This is a genomic window from Ramlibacter sp., from assembly GCF_035655895.1.
In the GTDB taxonomy this organism is placed as follows: Bacteria; Pseudomonadota; Gammaproteobacteria; order Burkholderiales; family Burkholderiaceae_C; genus Ramlibacter.
In genome coordinates this window covers 133,975-155,812 of sequence record NZ_DASRTN010000003.1, presented here as the reverse complement: position 1 = coordinate 155,812, position 21,838 = coordinate 133,975, and the positions used below count along the sequence as shown (strand labels likewise).

22 protein-coding genes are annotated in these 21,838 nt (G+C 69.7%); 8 read left to right on the top strand and 14 right to left on the bottom strand.

Annotated elements, in window-relative coordinates; all coding sequences use genetic code 11:
* The first annotated feature begins 55 nt into the window (after positions 1 to 55).
* Positions 56 to 1,531, top strand: a complete 1,476-nt coding sequence (locus VFE82_RS01595) for a PglL family O-oligosaccharyltransferase (protein WP_324998481.1) — start codon at positions 56 to 58, stop codon at positions 1,529 to 1,531.
* Here the strand turns inward: VFE82_RS01595 and moaC are convergent.
* A complete protein-coding gene (moaC, locus tag VFE82_RS01590) occupies positions 1,522 to 2,010 on the bottom strand; it encodes a cyclic pyranopterin monophosphate synthase MoaC (protein WP_324998480.1) in 489 nt (162 codons plus the stop codon). The genes VFE82_RS01595 and moaC overlap by 10 nt on opposite strands.
* On the opposite strand from moaC, the gene tfpZ reads away from it, so the two are divergent.
* Both tfpZ and VFE82_RS01580 read left to right on the top strand, forming a co-directional pair.
* A complete protein-coding gene (gene tfpZ / locus VFE82_RS01585; RefSeq protein ID WP_324998479.1) occupies positions 2,009 to 2,812 on the top strand; it encodes a TfpX/TfpZ family type IV pilin accessory protein in 804 nt (267 codons plus the stop codon). The genes moaC and tfpZ overlap by 2 nt on opposite strands.
* Positions 2,812 to 4,317, top strand: a complete 1,506-nt coding sequence (locus VFE82_RS01580; protein ID WP_324998478.1) for a M48 family metalloprotease — start codon at positions 2,812 to 2,814, stop codon at positions 4,315 to 4,317. The genes tfpZ and VFE82_RS01580 overlap by 1 nt, the downstream gene beginning before the upstream one ends.
* On the opposite strand, the gene VFE82_RS01575 is transcribed toward VFE82_RS01580, so the two are convergent.
* Positions 4,285 to 4,638 (bottom strand): phage holin family protein, encoded by a 354-nt coding sequence (locus tag VFE82_RS01575; RefSeq protein WP_324998477.1) that lies wholly within the window; start codon positions 4,636 to 4,638, stop codon positions 4,285 to 4,287. The two genes, VFE82_RS01580 and VFE82_RS01575, sit on opposite strands and share 33 nt — an antisense overlap.
* A 59-nt stretch (positions 4,639 to 4,697) precedes the next feature.
* On the opposite strand from VFE82_RS01575, the gene VFE82_RS01570 reads away from it, so the two are divergent.
* Positions 4,698 to 5,132: a DUF3717 domain-containing protein gene (locus VFE82_RS01570; protein WP_324998476.1), complete on the top strand. Its 435-nt coding sequence runs from the start codon at positions 4,698 to 4,700 to the stop codon at positions 5,130 to 5,132.
* Complete coding sequence (locus tag VFE82_RS01565; RefSeq protein ID WP_324998475.1) at positions 5,132 to 5,434, top strand: DUF2007 domain-containing protein; 303 nt, start codon at positions 5,132 to 5,134, stop codon at positions 5,432 to 5,434. Before VFE82_RS01570 ends, VFE82_RS01565 begins: the two co-directional genes overlap by 1 nt.
* A gap of 31 nt (positions 5,435 to 5,465) precedes the next feature.
* Here VFE82_RS01565 and VFE82_RS01560 read toward each other — a convergent pair whose 3' ends face one another.
* Positions 5,466 to 6,026 (bottom strand): YaeQ family protein, encoded by a 561-nt coding sequence (locus VFE82_RS01560; protein WP_324998474.1) that lies wholly within the window; start codon positions 6,024 to 6,026, stop codon positions 5,466 to 5,468.
* A 14-nt stretch (positions 6,027 to 6,040) separates the two neighbouring features.
* A complete protein-coding gene (gene purB, locus VFE82_RS01555) occupies positions 6,041 to 7,420 on the bottom strand; it encodes an adenylosuccinate lyase (RefSeq protein ID WP_324998473.1) in 1,380 nt (459 codons plus the stop codon).
* 128 nt (positions 7,421 to 7,548) lie between these two features.
* On the opposite strand from purB, the gene VFE82_RS01550 reads away from it, so the two are divergent.
* On the top strand, positions 7,549 to 8,163 hold the full coding sequence (locus VFE82_RS01550) for a glutathione S-transferase N-terminal domain-containing protein (protein ID WP_324998472.1): 615 nt from the start codon (positions 7,549 to 7,551) through the stop codon (positions 8,161 to 8,163).
* An 18-nt stretch (positions 8,164 to 8,181) separates the two neighbouring features.
* Here VFE82_RS01550 and VFE82_RS01545 read toward each other — a convergent pair whose 3' ends face one another.
* The 8 genes from VFE82_RS01545 to VFE82_RS01510 all read right to left on the bottom strand — a co-directional run bounded on the left by VFE82_RS01545 (position 8,182) and on the right by VFE82_RS01510 (position 15,552).
* Positions 8,182 to 9,027 carry an SDR family NAD(P)-dependent oxidoreductase gene (locus tag VFE82_RS01545; protein ID WP_324998471.1) on the bottom strand — a complete coding sequence of 282 codons (846 nt, stop codon included), beginning with the start codon at positions 9,025 to 9,027 and terminating at the stop codon, positions 8,182 to 8,184.
* Complete coding sequence (locus tag VFE82_RS01540; RefSeq protein ID WP_324998470.1) at positions 9,024 to 9,548, bottom strand: DUF3833 domain-containing protein; 525 nt, start codon at positions 9,546 to 9,548, stop codon at positions 9,024 to 9,026. The genes VFE82_RS01545 and VFE82_RS01540 overlap by 4 nt, the downstream gene beginning before the upstream one ends.
* On the bottom strand, positions 9,545 to 10,858 hold the full coding sequence (locus VFE82_RS01535) for an MFS transporter (RefSeq protein WP_324998469.1): 1,314 nt from the start codon (positions 10,856 to 10,858) through the stop codon (positions 9,545 to 9,547). The genes VFE82_RS01540 and VFE82_RS01535 overlap by 4 nt, the downstream gene beginning before the upstream one ends.
* Complete coding sequence (locus VFE82_RS01530) at positions 10,855 to 11,379, bottom strand: chalcone isomerase family protein (RefSeq protein WP_324998468.1); 525 nt, start codon at positions 11,377 to 11,379, stop codon at positions 10,855 to 10,857. The genes VFE82_RS01535 and VFE82_RS01530 overlap by 4 nt, the downstream gene beginning before the upstream one ends.
* A gap of 2 nt (positions 11,380 to 11,381) precedes the next feature.
* A complete protein-coding gene (locus VFE82_RS01525; protein ID WP_324998467.1) occupies positions 11,382 to 12,599 on the bottom strand; it encodes a cyclopropane-fatty-acyl-phospholipid synthase family protein in 1,218 nt (405 codons plus the stop codon).
* A complete protein-coding gene (locus VFE82_RS01520; protein WP_324998466.1) occupies positions 12,596 to 13,354 on the bottom strand; it encodes a DUF1365 domain-containing protein in 759 nt (252 codons plus the stop codon). The genes VFE82_RS01525 and VFE82_RS01520 overlap by 4 nt, the downstream gene beginning before the upstream one ends.
* Positions 13,351 to 14,673, bottom strand: a complete 1,323-nt coding sequence (locus tag VFE82_RS01515; protein ID WP_324998465.1) for an NAD(P)/FAD-dependent oxidoreductase — start codon at positions 14,671 to 14,673, stop codon at positions 13,351 to 13,353. The genes VFE82_RS01520 and VFE82_RS01515 overlap by 4 nt, the downstream gene beginning before the upstream one ends.
* 306 nt (positions 14,674 to 14,979) lie before the next feature.
* A complete protein-coding gene (locus VFE82_RS01510) occupies positions 14,980 to 15,552 on the bottom strand; it encodes a glutathione peroxidase (RefSeq protein WP_324998464.1) in 573 nt (190 codons plus the stop codon).
* 255 nt (positions 15,553 to 15,807) lie between these two features.
* Here VFE82_RS01510 and VFE82_RS01505 point away from each other — a divergent pair, with 255 nt between their 5' ends.
* Together VFE82_RS01505 and rfaE2 are read left to right on the top strand one after the other, a co-directional pair.
* A complete protein-coding gene (locus tag VFE82_RS01505; protein ID WP_324998463.1) occupies positions 15,808 to 16,668 on the top strand; it encodes a ferritin-like domain-containing protein in 861 nt (286 codons plus the stop codon).
* Positions 16,665 to 17,192 carry a D-glycero-beta-D-manno-heptose 1-phosphate adenylyltransferase gene (gene rfaE2 / locus VFE82_RS01500; protein ID WP_324998462.1) on the top strand — a complete coding sequence of 176 codons (528 nt, stop codon included), beginning with the start codon at positions 16,665 to 16,667 and terminating at the stop codon, positions 17,190 to 17,192. The genes VFE82_RS01505 and rfaE2 overlap by 4 nt, the downstream gene beginning before the upstream one ends.
* A 54-nt stretch (positions 17,193 to 17,246) precedes the next feature.
* On the opposite strand, the gene VFE82_RS01495 is transcribed toward rfaE2, so the two are convergent.
* Both VFE82_RS01495 and VFE82_RS01490 read right to left on the bottom strand, forming a co-directional pair.
* On the bottom strand, positions 17,247 to 18,707 hold the full coding sequence (locus VFE82_RS01495; RefSeq protein WP_324998461.1) for a sulfatase-like hydrolase/transferase: 1,461 nt from the start codon (positions 18,705 to 18,707) through the stop codon (positions 17,247 to 17,249).
* Positions 18,708 to 18,744: 37 nt separating this feature from the next.
* Positions 18,745 to 21,837, bottom strand: a complete 3,093-nt coding sequence (locus tag VFE82_RS01490; protein WP_324998547.1) for an efflux RND transporter permease subunit — start codon at positions 21,835 to 21,837, stop codon at positions 18,745 to 18,747.
* Between the last annotated feature and the right edge of the window lies 1 nt (position 21,838).

Below are 21,838 nucleotides of genomic sequence, written 5' to 3'. Positions count from 1 at the left end.
TTCTGCCTCGGTCCAGCCTTGGCTCATGAGTGCCGCGTGTGGGCTGATGTTGGGGATGTTCGCCTTCGCTGGCGGCGCGTCGATTCTCCTGGCGCCGTTGGTTGCGGCGACGGGCGTGCTGGCATGGGGAGTCGTCTGTCACGCCGGCGCGCCGCCCGAACTGGTCATGTTGGGCGCCGGGCTGCTGCTGGTCGGAGTAGGGTCGACCCTTCCTGGCGCCCCCCAAGTCCGCGATGCGCTGCTGACAGGTCTGCTGACGGGCGCCGTATGCAGCGCCACTCTGGGGCTACTTCAATTCTTCGGCCTCGCATCACACCTGGGGCCGCTTGCCAGCCCGGCAGCCGTGGGGGAGGCATACGGCAACTTGCGGCAGCCTAACATGCAGGCCACCCTGTGCTGGTTGGGTGTGGTCGTCGTTCTCTGGGCGCCGCTGCCGCTATCCACCTCAGCCACCGTCGGTTTGGTGGCACTGCTGGCTGCCGGCTGTGCCGCAACGGTGTCTCGGACCGGCATGGTCCAGGCCATTGTGCTCAGCGTCTTGGTGGTTTGCTGGTCCGGGGCTGAGCGGCCGCGCAGACTCGCCTTGCTCGCCGCCGCGGGAGGTGCTTACCTGGCCGCGACCGCATTCTTGCCTGCGCTGCTGGAAGCAGCGCAGGGAACTGTGCCGCCGCGAACCCTCTGGGGCCGCTTGGGCGGTGAGAGCGGCTGCAGCAGTCGGCTGGTCCTGTGGTCCAACGTCCTGCACCTGATCTCGATGCGGCCCCTCACCGGTTGGGGCTGGGGTGAACTGGACTTCGCGCACTTTTCCACCCTCTATCCCGGCGCGAGGTTCTGCGACATCCTGGACAACGCCCACAACCTTCCGCTCCATCTTGCGGTGGAGCTCGGCGTTCCCGCGTCGATGGCGATCTGCGGTGGCGCAACCTGGTGGGTCGTGCGGCAGCGACCCTGGCGCGAGCCGGAAGTGCGGCGACAGTTGGCGTGGGCCATGCTTGCGCTGATTCTCGTGCACAGCATGCTCGAGTACCCCTTGTGGTACGGGCCGTTCCAGCTTGCGTTCGGCGCCGCGCTGGGCTGGCTGCTCGCGCCAGAGAAGGAGGTCGCAACCACTGCGAAGTGGCCGAATGTCGCGGCTTGCGCCGCCCTGCTTGCCGCGACCGGATACGTTGCCTGGGACTACGCCCGCGTGAGCCAGATCTACCTGCCGCCCGAGCAGCGACTTGCACCGTGGAGGCAGGAACCATTGCAGCACGCGCAGCGCTCGTGGTTGTTCGCGAACCAGGCGCGCTTCGCCGAGCTCACGCTCACGCCGCTCACATTGGCCAACGCCGCCACAGTCCACCAGCTCGCGACCGACATGCTGCACTACTCCCCGGAGCCCCGCGTCATCGAGCGCCTGATCGAGAGCGCCACGATGCTGGGACGGGAGGACGAGGCCGTGTTCTACCTGGCCCGCTACCGCGCCGCCTTCCCCAGCGACTACGAAGCCTGGCGCGCCAGGCAGCGCGGCGGAGCCGGCGCTCAGGGCTGAACGAAGCTGCCCGACTTGCCGCCGTGCTTTTCCAGCAGCCGCACGCCGGTGATGGTCATCCCGCGGTCCACCGCCTTGCACATGTCGTAGATCGTCAGCAACGCGACCTGGACGGCGGTCAAGGCTTCCATCTCCACGCCGGTCGGCCCGATGGTCTCGGCCGTGGCGGTGCAGGTGACATGCGCCGGGGACGCGGCGTCCTGCGCATGGGTTTCGAAGGCCACGGCGACGCGCGTCAGCGCCAGCGGGTGGCACAGGGGGATCAGGTCGCTGGTCTTCTTCGCGCCCTGGATGCCGGCGATCCTGGCGATGCCCAGCACATCACCTTTCTTGACGCTGCCGCTCTGGATGAGCGCCAGCGTCCCCGGTAGCATGTCGATCCTGCCGTGGGCCACCGCGATCCGGTGGGTCGCGGGCTTGGCCGCCACGTCGACCATGTGGGCGTGGCCTTCCGAATCGAAGTGGGTGAGTTCGCTCATGCAACAAGCTTCCGTGTCTCTCGACGATCATACGGTCCGCGCCGGTTGGTGGCAGCGTCTTCGTGCCGCCGGCATCCACCTCGTCCTCAGTGGCCTGGTGGCCTCCTTGGCAGCGCTGCTGGTGTTCGTGCTCTGGTACCCGTACCCCTACCGCGAGGTCTCGGGCGGGCGCGAGCTGTTCTTCCTGGTGGTGTCGGTGGACGTGGTGCTCGGACCGCTGCTGACCCTGGCCGTCTTCAACACGGCGAAGCCGCGCGCCGCCTTGCGACGCGACCTGGTCGTCGTCGCGCTTCTGCAACTGGCGGGGCTCGGCTACGGTCTGTGGACGGTCAACCTGGCGCGCCCCGTGCACCTGGTCTTCGAGATCGACCGCTTCCGCGTGATCCACCGCATGGACATCCCGGCGGAAATGGAGGCACTCGCGCCTGCCGGTATCCCCGTCGCCCCCCTGACCGGCCCCACGCCGATCGCGCTGCGTGACTTCAAGAGCCCGGCGCAGAAGATGGAGTACACGCTGGCGGCGCTGGGCGGCGTGCACCTCGGGGCCCGCTCCGATCTCTGGCAGTCGTACGACGCCGGCCGGGCCCAGGTGGTCCAGGCGGCCCGGCCGCTGGCCGACCTGAAGCGCCGCTTCCCTCGCGACGCCGCGGCGATCGATGCGGCCGTTGCGGCCTCGCCCGTGGGCGACCCGGCCCGCGTGCGCTATCTTCCCCTGGTGGCGCGCAAGGCCGAGGCCTGGACAGTCCTGCTCGACGGTGTCAGCGGGAGCATCATCGGCTATTTGCCCATCGACTCGTTTTGATGTTCCGTCCCGCCTTCGCCTTGCAACGCCTGACGGTCGCCGTGCTGCTGGGCGCCTCGCTGCTGGCGCCCGCCGTCGCCCAGCTGCCCACGCTGGGCGACGGCAGCGAGATGACCAGCGCCGCCGAGCGCCGGCTGGGCGAGAAGATCGCCCGCGAGCTGTACCGCGATCTCGACTACATCGACGATCCCGTGCTCGTCGAGTATGTGCAAGGCATCTGGCAGCCGCTGCTCGATGCAGCCCGCAAGCGCGGCGAGCTGACGGCCGAGCTGGACGAGCGCTTCGCCTGGCAGGTGCTGCTGGGCAAGGACCGCATCGTCAATGCGTTCGCGCTGCCGGGGGGCTGGCTGGGCCTGCAGCTGGGGCTGATCAACGTCACCTCGACCCGCGACGAGATCGCCTCGGTGCTGGCGCATGAACTCAGTCACGTCACACAGCGCCACATTGCCCGCCTGGTCAGCCAGGAAAAGCGGCAGGCGCCCTGGGTGCTGGGTGCCATGATCCTGGGCGCGCTCGCGGCATCGCGCAGCCCCGATGCGGCCAACGCCATGATGGCGGGCGGACAGGCCCTGGCCATCCAGAACCAGCTGAACTTCTCGCGCGACATGGAGCGCGAGGCCGACCGGATCGGCCTGGGGGTGCTCACGCAGGCCGGCTACGAGCCGCAGGGCTTCGTCACCATGTTCGACAAGCTGCAGCAGGCGTCCCGCCTGAACGACAACGGCGCCTATCCGTACCTGCGCACCCACCCCATGACCACGGAGCGGATGGCCGACATGCAGGGCCGGCTCCAGCTGGCGCCACGCGCGGCGGCGCCAACGCCATCGGTCGCCCTGGAACATGCGCTGATGACGGCCCGTTCGCGGGTGCTCTCCAGCACGGGCGTCGATGCGCTGCGCGCTGCGCTCGGCGAAGCGTCCGGACTGCAGGCGGGCTGGCCCAAGGCGCGCCGGGCGGGCGCCCTCTATGCCGCGGCCCTGGCCGCGTCCCGCCTGCGCGATCCCGGCAATGCAGCCTCACTGGCCCAGCGCCTGACCACGGAGGTCCAGGGGGACGCCGCAGCCATGCGCCATGCACGCCTGCTGGTCGCCGAGATCGCCCTGGCCGCCGGGCAGGAGAGCCGGGCCGCGTCGCTGTTGGACGGCGCGGGCTCCTCGCGGGCCGAAGTCTTGCTCTGGTCGCAGGCACGGGTGGGCAGCGGCGGCGCGCACGAGGTGGCGCAACGGCTGCAGACCTGGGTGGCGAGCCAGCCGCGCGACGCCATGGCCTGGCAACTGCTCTCCAGCGCCTACGGCACGCAGGGGCAGCAACTGCGCGCGGTCCGCGCCGACGCCGAAGCGCGCGTCGCCCAGCTGGATTACGCGGCCGCCCTCGACCGGCTGAAGGCGGCGCAGGACCTCGCGCGTCGGGGCGGTGCGGCAGGCGACTACATCGAGGCGTCGATCATCGACACCCGCACGCGGCAGGTGGAGTCACTTCTGCGGGAACAGTCGCTCGAGCGCTGAATCGATCACCAGGCCGATCAGCGAGTAGACCAGCGAGCCGACCAGGGCTCCCAGGAAGCCGCGGACGTCGAAGCCGTCCAGCACCGACGCCGCGGCCCAGAACATCAGCGCGTTGATGACGAACAGGAACAGGCCGAGCGAGAGCACGGTCACCGGCAGCGTCAGCACCACCAGCACCGGCCGCACGACCATGTTGAACAGGCCGATGACCACGGCCGCCACCAGGGCCGCGGTGAAGCTCTTCACCTCGACGCCGTGGTAGACATAGGCCACGAACAGCAGCGCCGAGGCGCTGAGCAGCCACTTCGCGATCAGCTTCATGGCGCGACAGGATAGCACCGGGCACCCGGGTCCCTGCCGGGCTATCATCCCTGCCCCCCATGGCCGGCATCCACATCACCGACATCGAAGCCGCGATCAACTTCTGGCGCGAGCGCAAGCCCTCGCCCGACGGCGTGACCCTGGCGCCCGAGCTGCGCGCCCTGGCGGAGGTGTACGCGCTGATGGTGTACTACCACGAGGACGAGGCCGACGAGCGCGGCTTTCCGACGCGGGCCTACGAGGCCTGGAAGGCCTGGTACGACAGCACGCCCGACACGCCCTGCATCGCGATCTGCTCGACCAGCCAGGGCGACGAGGTCTGCAAGGGCTGCGGCCGCACCTTCGAGGAGGTGCAGCACTGGCCCGAGATGTCGCCCGCCGACAAGCGCCGCACCTGGCGCCGCATCACGCTCGAAGGCGATGCCTGGCGCTTCAACCGGTACGCCGAACGCGCCGCCGAGGGCCCGCCGCCATCGGCCGACCAGGGCGCCTGATGCTGCGGCTCGCGCGCGCACCCAACATCGCGATCGCGGCGCTCTGGGTCGACGCCCTGCGCCAGGCCGGATTCGACGCCTGCATGCAACGCTACTTCCTCGGGGCGGCGGCCGGTGAGCTGCCGCCGGACCAGTGCCTGCCCGAGGTCTGGCTGGCCGATCGGAGCCAGGAACAGGGCGCCCGCGACCTGCTCGCCGCCTTCGAGCGCGCGCCGCAGCGCCGCTGGGCCTGCACCTGCGGCGAGCTGGTGGAAGGTGGCTTCGAGAGCTGCTGGCAGTGCGGGCGCGCGATGCCGGCCTAGCACCGGGCGACCAGCGCAGCGCGCCCGGCCGTCACTTCCAGCGCACCGGCTCGACGTCCACGGTGCCGCCGGCGCCGGAGAGCATCAGCGTGCCCTCCTGGATGGTCGCCTGCAACTGCATGGAACGCTCGGCCAGCCCGGCCAGCGCCTGCGACGCCGCCGTGGGGATCCGCCAGACGGCCAGCTTGTCCAGCCGCGAAACCTTGTTCTCCAGGCCGCGCCACCAGACCTCGGCGGCGTGGTGGAAGCAGTACACCAGCACCCGGTCGGCCTTGGAGCAGGCGCGAGCCAGCGGCTTGTCTTCCGGCTGGCCGACCTCGATCCACAAGCGGGTGCGGCCGGTGAAATCGCGCAGCCAGACGTCCGGGTCGTCCGGATCGGACAGGCCTGCCCCGAAGCCCAGCGTAGCGTCGCCGCCGCACTCGGTCTGCAGCGTGTGCGCGTTCAGCGCCAGCGCGACCAGCCGCACCATCATGCGTTCGTCGGTCTCGCTCGGATGGCGCGCCAGCGTGAGCGTGTGGTCGGCGTAATAGCCGCGGTCGATGTCCGCGACTGCGAGCTGCGCCTTGAAGACGGTGGACTTGAGGGCCAAGCAGGAGCCTCGCCTCAGGCCCGGCGCGCCAGCTCGGCGGCCATGCCGACGTAGCTCGCCGGCGTCATGGCCAGCAGGCGCTCGCGCTCCGGCGCGGGAATGTCCAGGGACCGGATCAGCGCGTGCAGGTCTTCGGCGCGCACCGTCTTGCCGCGGGTGACCTCCTTGAGCTTCTCGTAGGCGCCCTGGACGCCGTAGCGGCGCATCACCGTCTGGATCGGCTCGGCCAGCACTTCCCAGGACGCATCGAGGTCGGCTGCCACCGCCTCGCGGTTGAGCTCGAGCTTGCCCAGGCCGATGCCCAGCGAGTGGTACGCCAGCGTGGCGTAGCCGAAGGCCACGCCCATGTTGCGCAGCACGGTCGAATCGGTCAGATCGCGCTGCCACCGCGACACCGGGAGCTTCTCCGACAGGTGGCGCAGCAGCGCGTTGGCCAGGCCCAGGTTGCCCTCGGCGTTCTCGAAGTCGATCGGGTTGACCTTGTGCGGCATCGTGGACGAGCCGATCTCGCCCTCGCGCAGCTTCTGCTTGAAGTAGCCCAGGCTGATGTAGCCCCAGACGTCGCGCGCCCAGTCGACCAGGATGGTGTTGGCCCGTGCGATGGCGTCGAACAGCTCGGCCATGTAGTCGTGCGGCTCGATCTGGATGCTGTACGGCTGGAAGGTCAGCCCCAGGCCCAGCGGCTCGGGGGTCTCGACCACCTTGCGGCTGAAGGCTTCCCAGTCGAAGTCGGGGCACGCCGCCAGGTGGGCGTTGTAGTTGCCCACCGCGCCGTTCATCTTGCCCAGCGGCCGCACCGCCGCGATGCGCTCGCGCGCGGTGGCCAGGCGCACCACCACATTGGCGATCTCCTTGCCCACGGTGGTCGGGCTGGCGGTCTGGCCGTGCGTGCGGCTGAGCATCGGCACGTCGGCGAAGGCGTGTGCCATGTCCCGCATGCGCGAGATCACGGCATCGAGGGCCGGCAGCAGCACCTGGTCGCGAGCGCCCTTGAGCTGCAGCGCATGGCTGGTGTTGTTGATGTCCTCGCTCGTGCAGGCGAAGTGCACGAACTCGCTGGCTGCCCGCAGCTCGGGCCGGGCCTCGAATTTGGACTTGATCCAGTACTCGACCGCCTTCACGTCGTGGTTGGTGGTCTTCTCGATCTCCTTGATGGCCACCGCGTCGGCCTCGGAGAAGTTCTTCACCAGGCCGAGCAGGTAGGTGCGGGCGCCCGGGGACAGCGGCTTGAACTGGGCGAAGCCGGCATCGGACAGCGCGATGAACCAGCACACCTCGACCTGCACCCGCCGGTGCATGTAGCCCTGTTCGCTCATGAGCGGCCGCAGCGGGGCCAGGCGGGCGGCATAGCGCCCGTCCAGGGGCGACAGCGCGGAGATGGTGGACAGCGTCATGGGAGGGCGGATTGTAGGCCGCCGGGCCCGGCGCGCCGGGCGTGCGGGTGCGTTGGCGCCGCTGTCCGCCGCAGCGGCAGGACCGCTTCCCCTAGAATCGCCGCGTGCCCCACAACAGCAAGAGTCCCATGAAACTGATCGGAGCCGTGGCCAGCCCTTACGTGCGCAAGGTGCGTGTCGTGATGGCCGAGAAGAAGCTGGACTATCAGTTCGTGCAGGAAGACGTGTGGTCGGCCGACACCACGATCGCCGAATCGAATCCGCTCGGCAAGGTGCCTTGCCTGGTGATGGAAGGTGGCGAAGCGCTGTTCGACTCCCGCGTGATCGTCGAGTACCTGGACACCCTCTCGCCGGTGGGCAAGCTCATCCCGGCGGTCGGCCGCGAGCGCGCCGAGGTCAAGACCTGGGAGGCGCTGGCCGACGGCGTGCTGGATGCGCTGATCCTCGCGCGCCTGGAGGCGAACTGGGCCGGGCGCACCCGGGAGCAGCGCAGCCAGGCGTGGATCGACCGCCAGCTGGGCAAGTCGCACGCGAGCCTCAAGGCGATGAGCCAGGGGCTGGGCGAGAAGCCGTTCTGCGCCGGCATCCACCTGAGCCTGGCCGACATCGCCGTCGGCTGCGTGCTCGGCTACCTCGATTTCCGGTTCCCCACCATCGACTGGCGCACCGACTACCCCAACCTGGCCCGGCTGCACGAGAAGCTCATGCAGCGCACGAGCTTCCAGGACACGCAGCCGTCCTGATCGACCCGCACCGGGCGTTCAGAGCCCGGTGGTCCGCCGCACCAGCCATTGGTAGAGCGGAAAGGGCAGCAGCCTCAGCAGTTTCATCGCGAGCGTGAAGCGCTTCGGGAAGTCGATCTCGAAGCGCCCCTGTGACCAGCCGTGCAGGATCGCCTGCGCCGCCGCCGCCGGTGTCATCAGTGCCGGCATGTGGAACTCGTTATGGGCGGTGAGCGGTGTGTCCACGAACCCCGGACTGACCAGGCTCACGCCGATGCCGCGCCCGCGCAGGTCGAGCCAGAGCGTCTCGGCCAGCAGGATCAGCGCCGCCTTGGTCGGCCCGTAGGCCAGGCTGCGCGGAAGCCCGCGGTAGCCGGCCACGCTCCCGACCAGACTCAGATGGCCGCCCTCCTGCGCCAGCAGGGCCGGCAGCACGGCGTCCAGCAGGTGCAGCGCGCCGACGTAGTTGACCTGCTGGTGGCGCAGCATCTCCTCGAGCGACCAGTCGTCCGCGCGCAGCGCACGGTAGTGGCCGGCGCAGTACACCACGGCGTCCAGCCGGCCCACCCGCAGCACCGATTGCGCCGCTGCCCGCACGCTGACGGGATCGGTGACATCCAACCGCAGCGCCGTGCTGCCGGGGTGGGCCTCGGCGAAGGCGGCCAGGGCGGCGTGCTGCCGGGCAGAGACCACCACCCGCGCACCGCGTGCATGCAGCGCCGACCCCAGAGCGCGGCCGATGCCGCTGGAGGCGCCGACCAGCCAGACATGGCGGCCGGTCCAGTCGCGCAGCGGCGGGTTGGGCCGCTCGAACAGCCCGGGCGAGGGGCGCGGGCCGAGGTGCGTCGGCACGGGCGCCGGAGCGGGAAGGGTGCGCGGGATCATCGCTTGGAGAAGGAGAGCGTGACCTCGCCGAGGCGGATCCCGAACTTGCGCATGGTGGCGCGGTTGAGCAGCACGCGGTCATCGACCAGGAACATCCAGTCCTCGAACTGCACGTGCCAGGTGCGGCCATCGACCGGCAGCGCCAGGGTGTACCGCCAGCGCAGCGCGTTGCCCTGCTGCTCGCCGACCGCCTCGCCGACCACGTCGTCGGCCCGCCCGCGGTACTGGCCGTGCGGCAGCCGCGTGATGCGCCAGACGCGCCGCTGCCGGCTGCCATCCGAGAACCGGAAGTCCTCGTCCAGCACGCCCTCGTCGCCTTGCCAGCGGCACGTGAGGGCGACGGTGAAGCGCTTGACCACCGCGCCCGAGCGGTCGGTGAAGACGCCCCAGGCATCGACCTGCCCGTCGAAGTAGCGGCGCAGGTCCAAGGCGGGTCGCTCGGCGGCATCGCGCGCCGGCTCCGGCCCGGCGCAGCCGGCCAGCACGCCAGCCCCGCAGGCCAGCACCATCCGACGTCTCACGCGTCACCTCCGGATCGGATGAAGTTCCAGTAGAGCGCGCCCGCCGCCAGCAGCTTCAGCGCGATGGGGAGCAGGCAATAGGCCAGGGTGAGGGCCGCCAGGGCCTCGTCATCGCGCCGGCCCGGGGTGTAGCCGGCCAGCTGCACGGCGGGCAACGCCAGCCCGGCCGAGAGCGCCAGGCTTGCCTTGGCGGCCAGGTTCCACCAGCCGAAATAGGCGCCGTCCAGCCGCCCGCGGTGGCCGGCCCTGGCGATCAGGCCGGCCAGCATCGCCGAAGGCAGGGCCAGGTCGGTGCCGAGCGCGAGTCCGGAGGCCGCGCAGATGGCGAAGAAGGCGATGCTGTCACCCGGTCCGAGTCCGATTGCGAACCCGAAAGCGACCACGGCCGCACCCATGCCGGCGAGCCAGGTGCGCGCCAGCCCGATCCGCCGCACCAGGGCCAGCCAGCCAGGCACGGACAGGGCGGCGCAAAGGAAGTAGGTGCCCAGGAAGGCGGGCTCGAGCACCCTGGGTGCCTGCAAGCGGTCCTGCACGAAGAACAGCACCAGGGACGCCGGGATCGCACTGGCCACCCCGTTGACCACGAAGACCAGCAGCAGCCGGCGGAACGCCGGCTCGCGCAGCGGCAGCACCAGCGCGGGCCGGTGGCCGGCGGGCTGCACCGCTGGCCGCGGCGACCGCCACCAGGTCCAGCACGCGACAGCCAGCAGCACGACCAGCAACGAGGCAGCGCCCGCGGGACCGACCACCGCCGGCACGACGGCGGCAAGCAGGACGCCCAGCAGCGCCAGCGCTTCCCGGTGGCCGGTGACACGGCTGCGCTGGATGTCGTCGCCGCCCAGCATCGCGCCCCACGACTGGTGGGCGATGCTCGCCGCGCTGTAGCCGAGCGAGGTCACCACCAGCATCGTGCCGCCCCACGCGAGCAGCGGTCCGCTGCCGCGCACGGGTGGCAGGAACAGCAGCCCGAAGCCGCCGGCCAGCACCAAGGCGCCCAGCGCGGCGAAGCGCAGCACGGCGTCGGCGGAGCGCGCATGCAGCCGGTCGACCCATCGCCCGATCAATGGGTCGGCGAGCGCATCGAGTGCCCGCGCGGCGAGCAACACTGCACCGAGCGCGGCCAGCGGTGCGCCGAATTCGCGTGCGTAATGGCTGGGCAGCAGCACGTACAGCGGCAGCGCCACGAAGGCGAGCGGCAGGCCGAGCAGGCCGTAGCGCAGGGTCTCCCCGGCCGTGAGGGCCAGGGCGGCCGGATGTCCGCTCGCAGGATTCCGTGCAGGGCGCGCGTCGGCTGCCCGGGCGGCGGTCATGGCGCGGTCCCCGCGAGCAGGGCGTCGCGCAAGGCCGGCTCCGAGCTGGCGGGCCCGAGCCAGATCGCGAAGAAGCGCCGCGCGAACTCGGCATCGGCGACGGCGCCCAGGCGACGACCGTTGTGGAAGTACTCGGCGCCCTGCCCCGGCCGGTGCAGGCCGAGCAGCCGATCGCCTTCCTGCACATCGGGGAGCAGTTGGCCCAGCTGGTCTTCCCAGCGCCTGGCCAGCGGTGGCGCGATCGGCCCGGTGCGCGCCATTTCCGCGAGCGAGCGGCGCGCGATGTCGGCTGCCCGGAAGGCCCGCCGGTAGGTCAACTCGAGCGCGAAGGCATGCGTGTCCAGGTCGCGGCGACGGAAGCCGGGCGTGACCCACAGCCGGGCGTCGTAGACCTCGAAGCCCCAGACGGTCAGGCGGGCCGATCCGGCCGGGCTGGCCTGCGGCAGCCAGGCCGGATCGGGCTGTGCCTGCGCCGGCCATGCCATGGACAAGGCAAGCAGCAGGGTGGCCGGCCGGTGCATGGTCAGGCCTTGTGCAAGGTGTACTGCACGACGTCGATGCTGCCCTGGTCGAACGCTGCCTCGCAGTAGGCGAGGTAGAACTCCCAGGTGCGCAGGAAGCGATCGTCGAAGCCGAGGGCGAGGATGCGCGCGCGCTGCGCGAGGAAGGCGTCGCGCCAGCGGCGCAGCGTCTCGGCGTAGTCGGGTCCGAACGCGAGTTCGTCGACCACCTGCAGGCCGGCGGCGCGCGCCTCCCGCCGGAACTCGCCCGGGCAGGGCAGGCAGCCGCCAGGGAAGATGTACTGCTGGATGAAGTCGGTCGAGCGGATGTAGCGCGGCCAGAGGGCGTCGTCGATCACGATGCTCTGAATGCAGGCACGGCCGCCTGGCTTGAGCAGCCCCGCCACGGCATCGAAGTACGCGGGCCAGTATTCGCGGCCGACGGCCTCGACCATCTCGATGGAGCAGATCGCGTCGTAGGGGCCGTCCGCCACTTCACGGTAGTCCTGCAGGCGCAGGTCGGCCTGCTGCGCGGCGCCCCGGCGGGCCAGGCGGTCGCGCGCGAACGCCAGTTGTTCCGTGGACAGCGTCAGCCCGGTGACGTGCGCACCGAAGTCGGTGGCCGCCATCTCCGCCAGCGCGCCCCAGCCGCAGCCGATCTCCAGCACCCGGTCGCCCGCCTGGACCCCGGCCATGCGCAGCGCCCGCGCGACCTTGGCCCGCTGGGCCTGCTGCATCGGTTGTCCCGGGTCGCCGTCGAACCAGGCCGACGAGTAGTTCATCGTCTCGTCCAGCCACAGCCCGTAGAACGCGTTGCCCAGATCGTAGTGGGCGTGGATGTTCTTCTGGCTGCCGCCGCGCGTGTTGCGTCGCAGGAGATGGCGGATGCGGTACAGCAGGCGGCCCGCCCAGTGGCCGTAGATGACGTCCTCGACCTGCTGGCGGTTGCGCAGCAGGACCAGCAGCAGTTGCGTCAGGTTGGGCGTGGTCCAGTCCCCGTCGATGAAGCTCTCGGCGAAGCCGATGTCGCCCGACCGCAGCGCGGCGGTGCAGGGATTCCAGTTGCGCAGGGCGATCGACGCGTGCGGCGCCTGGCCGCTGCCGAAGCGCAGGGTCCCGCCGTCCGGCAGTTGCACGGTGAGGGAGCCGTGCACCAGCCGTTGCAGCAGGCGCAGCGTGCTGCGCGCGGCGGCGGGGACGCCGGCCGGCAGCAGGAGATCGGGTGCGGTGGTCGTGTTCATGGACGGGTGACGAAGTCCGCGGGCGCCGCGGGCTTGCTGAAGAAAGGCACGCCCTTGAGCGCGAGCCGAAGGGCCTGCCAGTGGATGCGGCCGACCAGGGCCAGCGTCATGAGCGGATGGCCCCACAGCGCCTTGCGCAGGGCGGCGGCGGTCACCGGTTCGAGCCGGCCGCTCACGCTGGTGAGCAGCAGCGGGCCCTCGGCGTCGTCGTGGTCGATCCGGACCACGGTGCGGTCGCGCCCCGGCGTGAACAGAAAGCGGAACCGGTAGCGGCCCTCGATGCGGCAGAACGGCGAGACGTGGAACACCTTGGCGGCCTGCAGTTCGCGGCCGAACGCCGGCGCGGTGAGCAGGTAGCAATGGCGCTCGCCGAAGGTGTTGTTCACCTCGACCACGATGGCGCGCAGGCTGCCGTCGCGCCGGTGGCAGTACCAGAAGCTCACCGGCTTGAAGGTGTAGCCCAGCACCCTCGGATAGCAGTGCAGCCAGGCCTCGCCGTCCGCATCGTCGATGCCTTCGGCGCGCAGCAGCTCGTCCAGCCATTCCAGCGCGTCGGCGCGACCGTCGCCGTGGTCGCGGTCCCAGAAGCTGAGCGCCCCCGGCCGGTTGTGGGGCAGCGGGGAACCCGCGGCGGCCCCTCCGTGCAGGCTGCGCATCGGCAGCAGGAGGAAGAACGTGGGATAGGCGAACGCGTGGCGCGCGGGCCGCAGCCGTGCGTGCCGCACCTGCCCGAAGCCCAGCTGCGGCTGGTTCATGCCAGCGCTTCTTGCGCCGGCCTGGCGCCGGTGCTGGTGGCGCGCAGGTCGGCCTGCAGCTGGCGCGCGGCCGCCAGCCCGGACTTGAGGCCATCCTCGTGGAAGCCATACCCGGTCCAGGCGCCGCAGAAATAGGTGTGCTGCCGGCCCTGCAGCTGCGGCACCAGGGCCTGGGCGTGGATCGCTTCCAGGTCGAACACCGGATGCGCGTACTCGTATTCGCCCAGGATGCGGGCCGGCGCGATGTCGCGCACCGGGTTGAGCGACACGATCACCGGCTGCGACCACGGAACCGGCTGCAGGCGGTTGAGCAGGTAGTGCAGGCACACACGTGCCGAGGCGCGGCCGGGCCCCGCGCCCTCGTAGTTCCAGGCTGCCCAGGCCGCGCGACGTTGCGGCAGCACGGAGGTGTCGGTGTGCAGCACCGCGCGGTTCGGCTGGTAGCGGATCGCGCCCAGCACGTTGCGTTCGTCCTCGGTCGCGTCGAGCAGCATCGCGAGCGCCTGGCCGGGGTGGGTCGCGACCACCAGCCGGTCGAAGCTCTCCCAGCCGCGATCGCTGCACACCCGCACGCCGGCGCCCTCGCGCTGGACCCAGCGCACCGGCGAGGACAGCCGCTTGTCGTCGATGCCGGCGAGGATGCGCTCGACGTACTGGCGCGCACCGCCCGCGACGGTCCACCACTGCGGCCGGTTGGCGACCTGCAGGAGGCCGTGGTTGTGGCAGAAGCGGATCATGGTGCCGACCGGGAACTGCAGCATCTGGTCCGTCGGGCAACTCCAGATGCAGCCGATCATCGGCAGGAAGTACCAGTCGCGGAATTCGGCGCTGAACCGGTGCAGGCGCAGGAAGTCGCCGAGCGGTTGCAGCAGCTGCGCCTCGGTGCCTTCGCGCGCGATGCGGGTGGTCAGCGCATTGAACCGCAGCAGGTCGCGCAGCATGCGCCAGAACCCCGGGCGCAGCAGGTTGGTGCGTTGCGCGAACACGGTCGCCAGGCTGCTGCCGCTCCATTCCAGCGGCCGGCCGGCCGCTGCCCCCGGCACCTGCACGGAGAACGACATGTCCGAGCGCGATGTCGGCACGCCGAGCTCGGCCAGCAAGCGGATGAGTTGAGGGTAGGTGCGCTCGTTGAACACCAGAAAGCCGGTGTCCACGCCGCAGGTCTGGGGGCCGCCGGAACCCTCGAGCGTGACATCGACCGTGTGGGTGTGTCCGCCGAACCAGGCGCCCGCCTCGAAGAGGGTCACCTGGGCCTGGCCGCGCAGCTGGTGGGCGGCCGCCAGGCCCGCGATGCCCGAGCCGACGATGGCAACCTTCATGCGGCCACCGCAGCCGTCGGCTCAGGCCGGAAAGAAAAATGCTGCGAAGCGCCCCGTGACGAAGGAGGGAGGGAGGGAGGAGGAGAAGAGTCGCCCCGGGATTTCAGCCGGCCCGTAGGGGCCCGGAAGACTTCGCAGCAATAACCTTGTTCTGTCGGAGTCGCGCTCCGTGCCCCTATGGACACGGTGTCGAGCCGCCAGGTTCCGCGAGAACGTCGGGTCGATCGGTAAAGTTTTGTGAGCATCACGACGTCATGTGAACTGGTTGGTCTGCATTATTACCGACCAGTTCAGCAGACGCAAGCCTCATCTGGTGGCAAGCAGTCTCTCGATCTGCCCGACAAAGGCCTTGTCGTCCGGCGTCGTCATGGACGAGTACTGCGCAACCACTGTACCGTCGCGTGCGACGAGGTATTTGTGGAAATTCCACAGCGGTTGCCGGCCTGTTCTCGCGGCCAGTTCGCGAAACAGCGGGTTGGCATCGGCCCCGCGGACGCTCGACTTCGCGAACATGGGAAATTGCACGCCGAAGGTGTTCTCGCAGAACTCGGCGATGTCCTGGTTGCTCCCGCGCTCCTGCGAGAAGTCGTTCGATGGGAACCCCAGCACCACCAGGCCGCGGTCGCGGTAGCGGCTGTAGAGCGCCTCCAGGCCCTTGTACTGCGGCGTGAATCCGCAGTAGCTCGCGGTATTGACCACCAGCAGCACCTTGCCGGCGTACTGGCACAGGGACTGCGGCTTCTCGTCCTGCAGGCGCGGAAAACTCTGGCTGAGAATGGCGGGGCAACTGGCCGCCGCAGCGCCGGGCGTGGTCTGCGCGCGAACGGCCGGGGCGGCGGTGCAAGCCGCCGCCAGGCACAGCAGGAAGGATCGGAGCATGGTCACCTCGAAGGTCAGGCGATTCGGGATTCTGGAGTACGCGCCCGCACCATGCGCGGATTCGCGCAGCGAGTCGGTGAGGTGCGCTGCCCTGCGGCACGACGCCCATCGGGCCCGCTCCTGCAGGAACTGGACGATGCCGATCGCTGATCAGGGTCATCCGTAGGAGAAGCGCCTGTGTGCGAAGGGCCTCCAGCCGTTGTAACGCCTTTTTCGTCATCCCCTTCTAAAATCACGGCAACTCCCCTGCTCCCCATGCTCTACCCCGAACTGTTCAAGCAACTCGAGTCCGTCCGCTGGGACATGGACAAGGACATTCCCTGGGACACGTTCGATCCGGCCCTGCTGTCGGACGAACAGGCCCAGACGATCAAGATGAACGCCATCACCGAGTGGTCGGCGCTGCCGGCCACCGAGATGTTCCTGCGCGACAACCGCGACGACAGCGATTTCTCCGCCTTCATCTCGATCTGGTTCTTCGAGGAGCAGAAGCATTCGCTGGTGCTCATCGAATACCTCAAGCGGTTCCGCCCCGACCTGGTGCCCACCGAGAAGGAACTGCACGAAGTGCGGTTCGAGTTCGAGCCGGCGCCGGCGCTGGAGACCCTGATGCTCCACTTCTGTGGCGAGATCCGGCTCAACCACTGGTACCGGCGCGCCAGCGAATGGCACACCGAGCCGGTGATCAAGCACATCTACCAGACGCTCAGCCAGGACGAGGCCCGGCATGGCGGCGCCTACCTGCGCTACATGAAGCGGGCGATCAGCAATTTCGGCAACGAAGCAAAGGCGGCGTTCGCCAAGATCGGCGTGCTGATGGCCAGCGCGCGCCGCACCGCGCAGGCGCTGCACCCGACCAACCTGCACGTGAACAAGGACCTGTTCCCGCGCGACACGATCCAGAGCCGCCTGCCCGACCCGGAATGGCTGGAGCACTGGCTGGACAAGCAGATCAACTTCGACGCCGTCTGGGAGACCAAGGTGGTCGAGCGCATCCTGCACAACCTCAGCCTGCTGATGGACCGCAGCTTCAAGAGCGTCCAGGAGCTGAACAAGTACCGCAAGGAAATCACCGCGTCGCTGGCGCCGGGCGTCGCCCAGCCGAACGCCGCGTGAGCCGTCCCGCGGGCGGGCCCGGCCCGGCGTTCCTGGGCAAGATCGTGGCCCGCGCCGAGGCGCCGGCGGCCCTGGCCCGCCTGCAGCAGCCGGTCGTCTTCACCAACGGCGTGTTCGACGTGCTGCACCGCGGCCACGTCACCTACCTGGCGCAGGCCAGGGCGCTGGGTGGCAGCCTGGTGGTGGCCCTGAACACCGACGGCTCGGCCCGCCGGCTGGGCAAGGGCCCGGAACGCCCCCTGAACAACGAGCACGACCGGGCCGCCATGCTGGCCGCGCTGGAGAGCGTCAGCCTGGTCACCTGGTTCGACGAGGACACGCCGGTGCAGTTGCTGGGCGAGCTGCGGCCGGCGCTGTACGTCAAGGGTGGCGACTACGACATGGACAAGCTGGCCGAGACGGCGCTGGTGCGCAGCTGGGGCGGTCGCGCACTGGCCATCCCCTTCGTCAGCGGCTACTCGACCACATCGCTGGTCGAGCGGATCCGGCGCCCGGCGCCCGAAGCTTGCGCGCCGAAGCAGTGACGTCTGGGTTGGGTGTTCAGGCCTCCCAGGCGCCGGCAGGCCGTGGTCCTGGCGTCATGGCAGCTGCGCCGACCCGCTGGCGCCGAGCGAATCACCTGGCTCCCAGAGAGCCCGATAGCTTCTCGAGCCCCTCAAGGCCCCCAAGGTGATGGGACTGCCGCCCTGCGGCCGGACCACATTGGTCTGGAACGCGGCCGAATAGCCCAATCCGAGCCTGTCGCCTTCAACCGCCGTTCCCGCCAGTTCCAGCAGCGTGGGGAACATGTCGAAAGGAAGAACGTCCGCACGGTTGAACTGGATCTGAGGTCTCGCCAGTACCAGGTTGAAGATGCTGCGGTGACGCGCCTGCTGCAGTTGTGTCCACAGGGGGTTGGGCACCGCCAGGTGGTCTCCAATGATGACGACGCGGGTGTCCCGAAGGTAGCCGCGTTGTTCGACGAACCGGACGAAGTCGGCGAGCTGGGTGGCCGCGCAGTCGACGATCCCAGAAAAGTCGCGGGCACCCCTTGCCCGGCACGCGGGGGACATGAACCCATGTGGGTTGTGCGTGTCCAACGTGAGCAGCGTGAGATTGAACGGCTGTCCCGACGCATGCAGTTCGTCGAGCTTTGAACGCGCCCGCTGCAACAGGGCACTGTCGTAGAGTCCCCACTCGTTCAGCTCCTCAGGCTTCGCACCCGCTTTCTCCCATTCGTCGCGGCCGTAAGTGTTGGTGTACCCGTGATCCCGCAGGAAGCTGCCTTTGCCGGCGAATGACAGCGGTGCGCCACCAAGAAAGACATTCCGGTAGCCGCGCGCAGCGAGGATATCCCCGAGGCAAGTGGCGCCAGGCAGGAACACGCGGGCGCTGCCGGGCTGACGGCGGATGTCGTACTCGCTGTAAACCTTCAGTGGAACGCCACACTGGCTGGCGACGATGCCGGCCATCGTCCACGTGGCACCCTCGGCCGGCTGGTAATTGGCAAACCGCTGCCCGCCGAGTTGCCGAAGTGGCGCGAGCAGGTCACGACCAAAGGCCTGCGGGTCACCATACGTTTCCTCCAGACTTTCCGCATAGATGATGATCAGATTCGACCGTGGCCCGTCATGGAGCTTCACGGTATTCGGATCGACATAGAGCTCCGCGAAGCGATCCGGCCCGAGCTGGGCGGCCGCATAGGAGAAGACCGAAAACTGCAGTAGCAGCGCCGCCACGCCCCACAGCGCGGCAGCGGGCAACGCCGCCTTCAACACGTGAGCGCGCCAGGCCGGCCACCGTCGCTCGACCGCGCCGTGCGCCAAATGGGCCGCCACGGCAAACCCGAACGGGAACGCGATCACTTCTGCGATGAAGGTGAAGATGAAGATCTGCCCCATCTGCACCGCAGCCCCTTCGGAGTAGTGAAGGTGATACAGGATCTGGTCGATGCTGGGTTCACCGAAGGTGTGGTCGATCCACGCAGCCAGACCGACCGCGGCGAACGACGTGAAATAGCCCAGGAATCGCAAGAGCCCGGGAGCAGTCAAACGGATCATCGTCGCTGTATACAGGAATTGATGAGCTTCGGGCAGCTCACGCCCTCCCTGGGCTGCCTTCCGGATGTGCTCTACGGACCTTCTTCACCGCCCGCCGCAGCCACTGCTCGACGTCGTCCACGTAGGTGAACACCACGGGGATCACCAGCAGGCTCAGCACCGTCGACGTGATCAGGCCGCCGATCACCGCAATCGCCATCGGCGAGCGGAAGCTGGGGTCGGCGGCGCCCCAGCCGATCGCGATCGGCAGCATGCCCGCGCCCATCGCGATGGTGGTCATGATGATCGGGCGGGCCCGCTTGTGGCAGGCATCCATCAGCGCATCGAAGCGGCTCATGCCGTGCTCGTGGCGCGCGACGATGGCGTACTCCACCAGCAGGATCGAGTTCTTGGTGGCGATGCCCATCAGCATGATCAGGCCGATCAGAGACGGCATCGAGAAACTCTTCTGCGCGACCAGCAGGCCGACGAAGGCGCCGCCGAGCGACAGCGGCAGTGCCGCCAGGATGGTCACCGGCTGCAGGAAGTCCTTGAACAGCAGCACCAGCACGATGTAGATGCACAGCACGCCGGTCAGCATGGCCAGGCCGAAGCTGGCGAACAGCTCCCCCATCACTTCGGCGTCGCCCACGGTCGCCTGCCGCACCCCGGCCGGCAGGTTGCGGATCGACGGCAGCTGCTGCACGGCTTGCGCCACCTCTCCCAGCGGCTGCCCCGAGAGCTCGACCTCGAAGTTGATGTTGCGCGAGCGGTCGTAGCGGTCGATCACCGCAGGGCCGCCGGTCAGCTCCAAGGTCGCCACCTGACCGAGCATCACCGGCCCGCGCGCGCCGGGAACCGGCAGCCGCTCCAGCACCGACAGGTCCTGGCGCGCGGCATCCTGCAGCCGGACCACGATCGGCACCTGGCGCTGCGACAGGTTCAACTTGGGCAGCGCGACGTCGTAGTCGCCCACGGTGGCGATGCGCAGGGTTTCGCCGATCGCGGCGCTGGTCACGCCCAGGTCGGCCGCCCGCGCGAAGTCCGGCCGCACGGCGATCTCCGGGCGCACCAGGCTGGCGGTGGAGGCGATGCTGCCCAGGCCGGGGATGGTGCGCAGGTCCTTCTCCACCGCCAGCGCCGCCGTCTGCAGCGCCTGCGGGTCCTCGCCGGTGAGCACCAGGATGTACTTCTCGCCCGAGCCGCCCAGACCCACCTTGCTGCGCACGCCGGGCAGATCCTGCAGCGCGGTGCGGATGTGGTTCTCGATGCCCTGCTTGCGCGGGCGCTCGCTGCGGTCGGCCAGCAGGATGGTGAGCGTGGCCTTGCGGACCTCCGCGCCGCCCAGATTGGCGAACGGGTCTGCCCCGGCGCTGCCGGCGCCGATCGTGGTGTAGACGCTGCGCACGTGCTCCACGCCCGCGATCATCCGGCGGGCCTGCTCGGCGACGTTGCGGGTCTGCTCCAGCGTCGCACCGGGCGGCAGCTCGAGGTAGACCTGGGTCTGCGAGTTGTCGTCGGGCGGAATGAAGCCGGTGGGCAGCAGCGGGATCAGCGCGATCGAGCCGACGAAGAAGGCGGTCGACAGGATGACGGTGGCCACCCGGTGGCGGGCGCACCATCGCGCCGCGCGCATGTACGTGCGCATCCAGGCGGGATCCTGCGCATGCGGATCGACGATCGGCCGCAGCAGGTAGGCCGCCATCATCGGAGTCAGCACCCGGGCCACCACCAGCGAGGCGAACACCGCGAGCGCGGCCGTCCAGCCGAACTGCTTGAAGAACTTGCCGGCGATGCCGCTCATGAACGCGGTGGGCAGGAACACGGCGATCAGCGTGAAGGTGGTGGCGATCACCGCCAGCCCGATCTCGTCGGCCGCTTCCATCGCGGCCTCGTACGGCGTCTTGCCCATGCGCAGGTGCCGCACGATGTTCTCGACCTCCACGATCGCGTCGTCGACCAGGATCCCGATCACCAGCGAGAGTGCCAGCAGGGTCACCACGTTGATCGAGAAGCCCAGCAGCGCCATGCCGACGAACGCCGGGATCACGGACATCGGCAGCGCCACGGCCGAGACCAGGGTCGCCCGCACGTCGCGCAGGAACAGCCAGACCACGACCACTGCCAGGATCGCGCCCTCGTACAGCAGCTTCAGCGAACCGTCGTACTCCTCCTGCACCGGGGTGACGAAATCGAAGGCCTGCGTCAGTTCGATGTCCGGGTGCGCGGTCTTCAGTTCCTGCAGGGCGGCACGGATGCCGGCGCCCACCTGGACCTCGCTCTCGCCGCGGCTGCGCGCGACCTCGAACCCCACCACCGGCTTGCCGTCCAGCAGCGCGGCGGCGCGAGGCTCGGCATAGGTGTCCGTCACGGTCGCCACGTCGAGCAGCCGCACGCTGCGGCCGCCGGTCAGCGCGATCTCGATCAGCCCGATCTCGCGCGCCGTCTTCACCGTGGCCAGCGTGCGGACAGGCTGCTCGCCACCACCCAGGTCGGTGCGGCCGCCCGCGCTTTCGGTCTGCACCTGCCGCAACTGGCGCGAGACGTCGGAGACGGTCGCCCCCAGCGCCTGCAGCCGCTGCGGGTCGATGGCCACCCGGATCTCGCGGGTGACGCCGCCCACGCGGTTGACGGCACCGACACCCTTGACGGCCAGCAGCTTGCGCGAGACTTCGTTGTCCACGAACCAGGACAGGGCCTCGTCGTCCATCCGCGCCGAGCGGATGGTGTAGGCCAGCACGGGCTGCCCGGCCAGGTCGAGCTTGGCCACCACCGGGTCGCGCAGGTCGGCCGGCAGGTCGGCCCGCACGCGCGAGACCGCCGACCGCACGTCGTCCACGGCTTCCTGCACCGGTTTCTCGAGCCGGAACTCTGCGGTCACCGTGACGGCGCCGTCCTGCACGCGGGTCGTGATGTGCTTGATGCCCTGGACCGTCGCCACCGAGTTCTCGATCTTGCGCGCGACGTCGGTCTCCAGCTGCGCCGGCGCGGCGCCCGGCAGCGAGGCCGTCACCGTGACGGTGGGCAGGTCGATGTCGGGGAAGTTCTGCACCTTCATCGACTGGAAGGCGAGCAGGCCGGCGAACGTCAGCAGCACGAACAGCATGACGGCCGGGATCGGGTTGCGGATCGACCAGGAGGAGACGTTCATC

Bases quoted from the DNA above. Each gene is read 5' to 3' on its own strand.
- VFE82_RS01595 (WP_324998481.1), top strand. From the start codon at position 56: ATGTTCGCCTTCGCTGGCGGCGCGTCGATTCTCCTGGCGCCGTTGGTT.
- tfpZ (WP_324998479.1), top strand. From the start codon at position 2,009: ATGCAACAAGCTTCCGTGTCTCTCGACGATCATACGGTCCGCGCCGGT.
- moaC (WP_324998480.1), bottom strand. From the start codon at position 2,010: ATGAGCGAACTCACCCACTTCGATTCGGAAGGCCACGCCCACATGGTC.
- VFE82_RS01580 (WP_324998478.1), top strand. From the start codon at position 2,812: ATGTTCCGTCCCGCCTTCGCCTTGCAACGCCTGACGGTCGCCGTGCTG.
- VFE82_RS01575 (WP_324998477.1), bottom strand. From the start codon at position 4,638: ATGAAGCTGATCGCGAAGTGGCTGCTCAGCGCCTCGGCGCTGCTGTTC.
- VFE82_RS01570 (WP_324998476.1), top strand. From the start codon at position 4,698: ATGGCCGGCATCCACATCACCGACATCGAAGCCGCGATCAACTTCTGG.
- VFE82_RS01565 (WP_324998475.1), top strand. From the start codon at position 5,132: ATGCTGCGGCTCGCGCGCGCACCCAACATCGCGATCGCGGCGCTCTGG.
- purB (WP_324998473.1), bottom strand. From the start codon at position 7,420: ATGACGCTGTCCACCATCTCCGCGCTGTCGCCCCTGGACGGGCGCTAT.
- VFE82_RS01550 (WP_324998472.1), top strand. From the start codon at position 7,549: ATGAAACTGATCGGAGCCGTGGCCAGCCCTTACGTGCGCAAGGTGCGT.
- VFE82_RS01545 (WP_324998471.1), bottom strand. From the start codon at position 9,027: ATGATCCCGCGCACCCTTCCCGCTCCGGCGCCCGTGCCGACGCACCTC.
- VFE82_RS01535 (WP_324998469.1), bottom strand. From the start codon at position 10,858: ATGACCGCCGCCCGGGCAGCCGACGCGCGCCCTGCACGGAATCCTGCG.
- VFE82_RS01530 (WP_324998468.1), bottom strand. From the start codon at position 11,379: ATGCACCGGCCGGCCACCCTGCTGCTTGCCTTGTCCATGGCATGGCCG.
- VFE82_RS01525 (WP_324998467.1), bottom strand. From the start codon at position 12,599: ATGAACACGACCACCGCACCCGATCTCCTGCTGCCGGCCGGCGTCCCC.
- VFE82_RS01520 (WP_324998466.1), bottom strand. From the start codon at position 13,354: ATGAACCAGCCGCAGCTGGGCTTCGGGCAGGTGCGGCACGCACGGCTG.
- VFE82_RS01515 (WP_324998465.1), bottom strand. From the start codon at position 14,673: ATGAAGGTTGCCATCGTCGGCTCGGGCATCGCGGGCCTGGCGGCCGCC.
- VFE82_RS01510 (WP_324998464.1), bottom strand. From the start codon at position 15,552: ATGCTCCGATCCTTCCTGCTGTGCCTGGCGGCGGCTTGCACCGCCGCC.
- VFE82_RS01505 (WP_324998463.1), top strand. From the start codon at position 15,808: ATGCTCTACCCCGAACTGTTCAAGCAACTCGAGTCCGTCCGCTGGGAC.
- VFE82_RS01495 (WP_324998461.1), bottom strand. From the start codon at position 18,707: ATGATCCGTTTGACTGCTCCCGGGCTCTTGCGATTCCTGGGCTATTTC.
- VFE82_RS01490 (WP_324998547.1), bottom strand. From the start codon at position 21,837: ATGAACGTCTCCTCCTGGTCGATCCGCAACCCGATCCCGGCCGTCATG.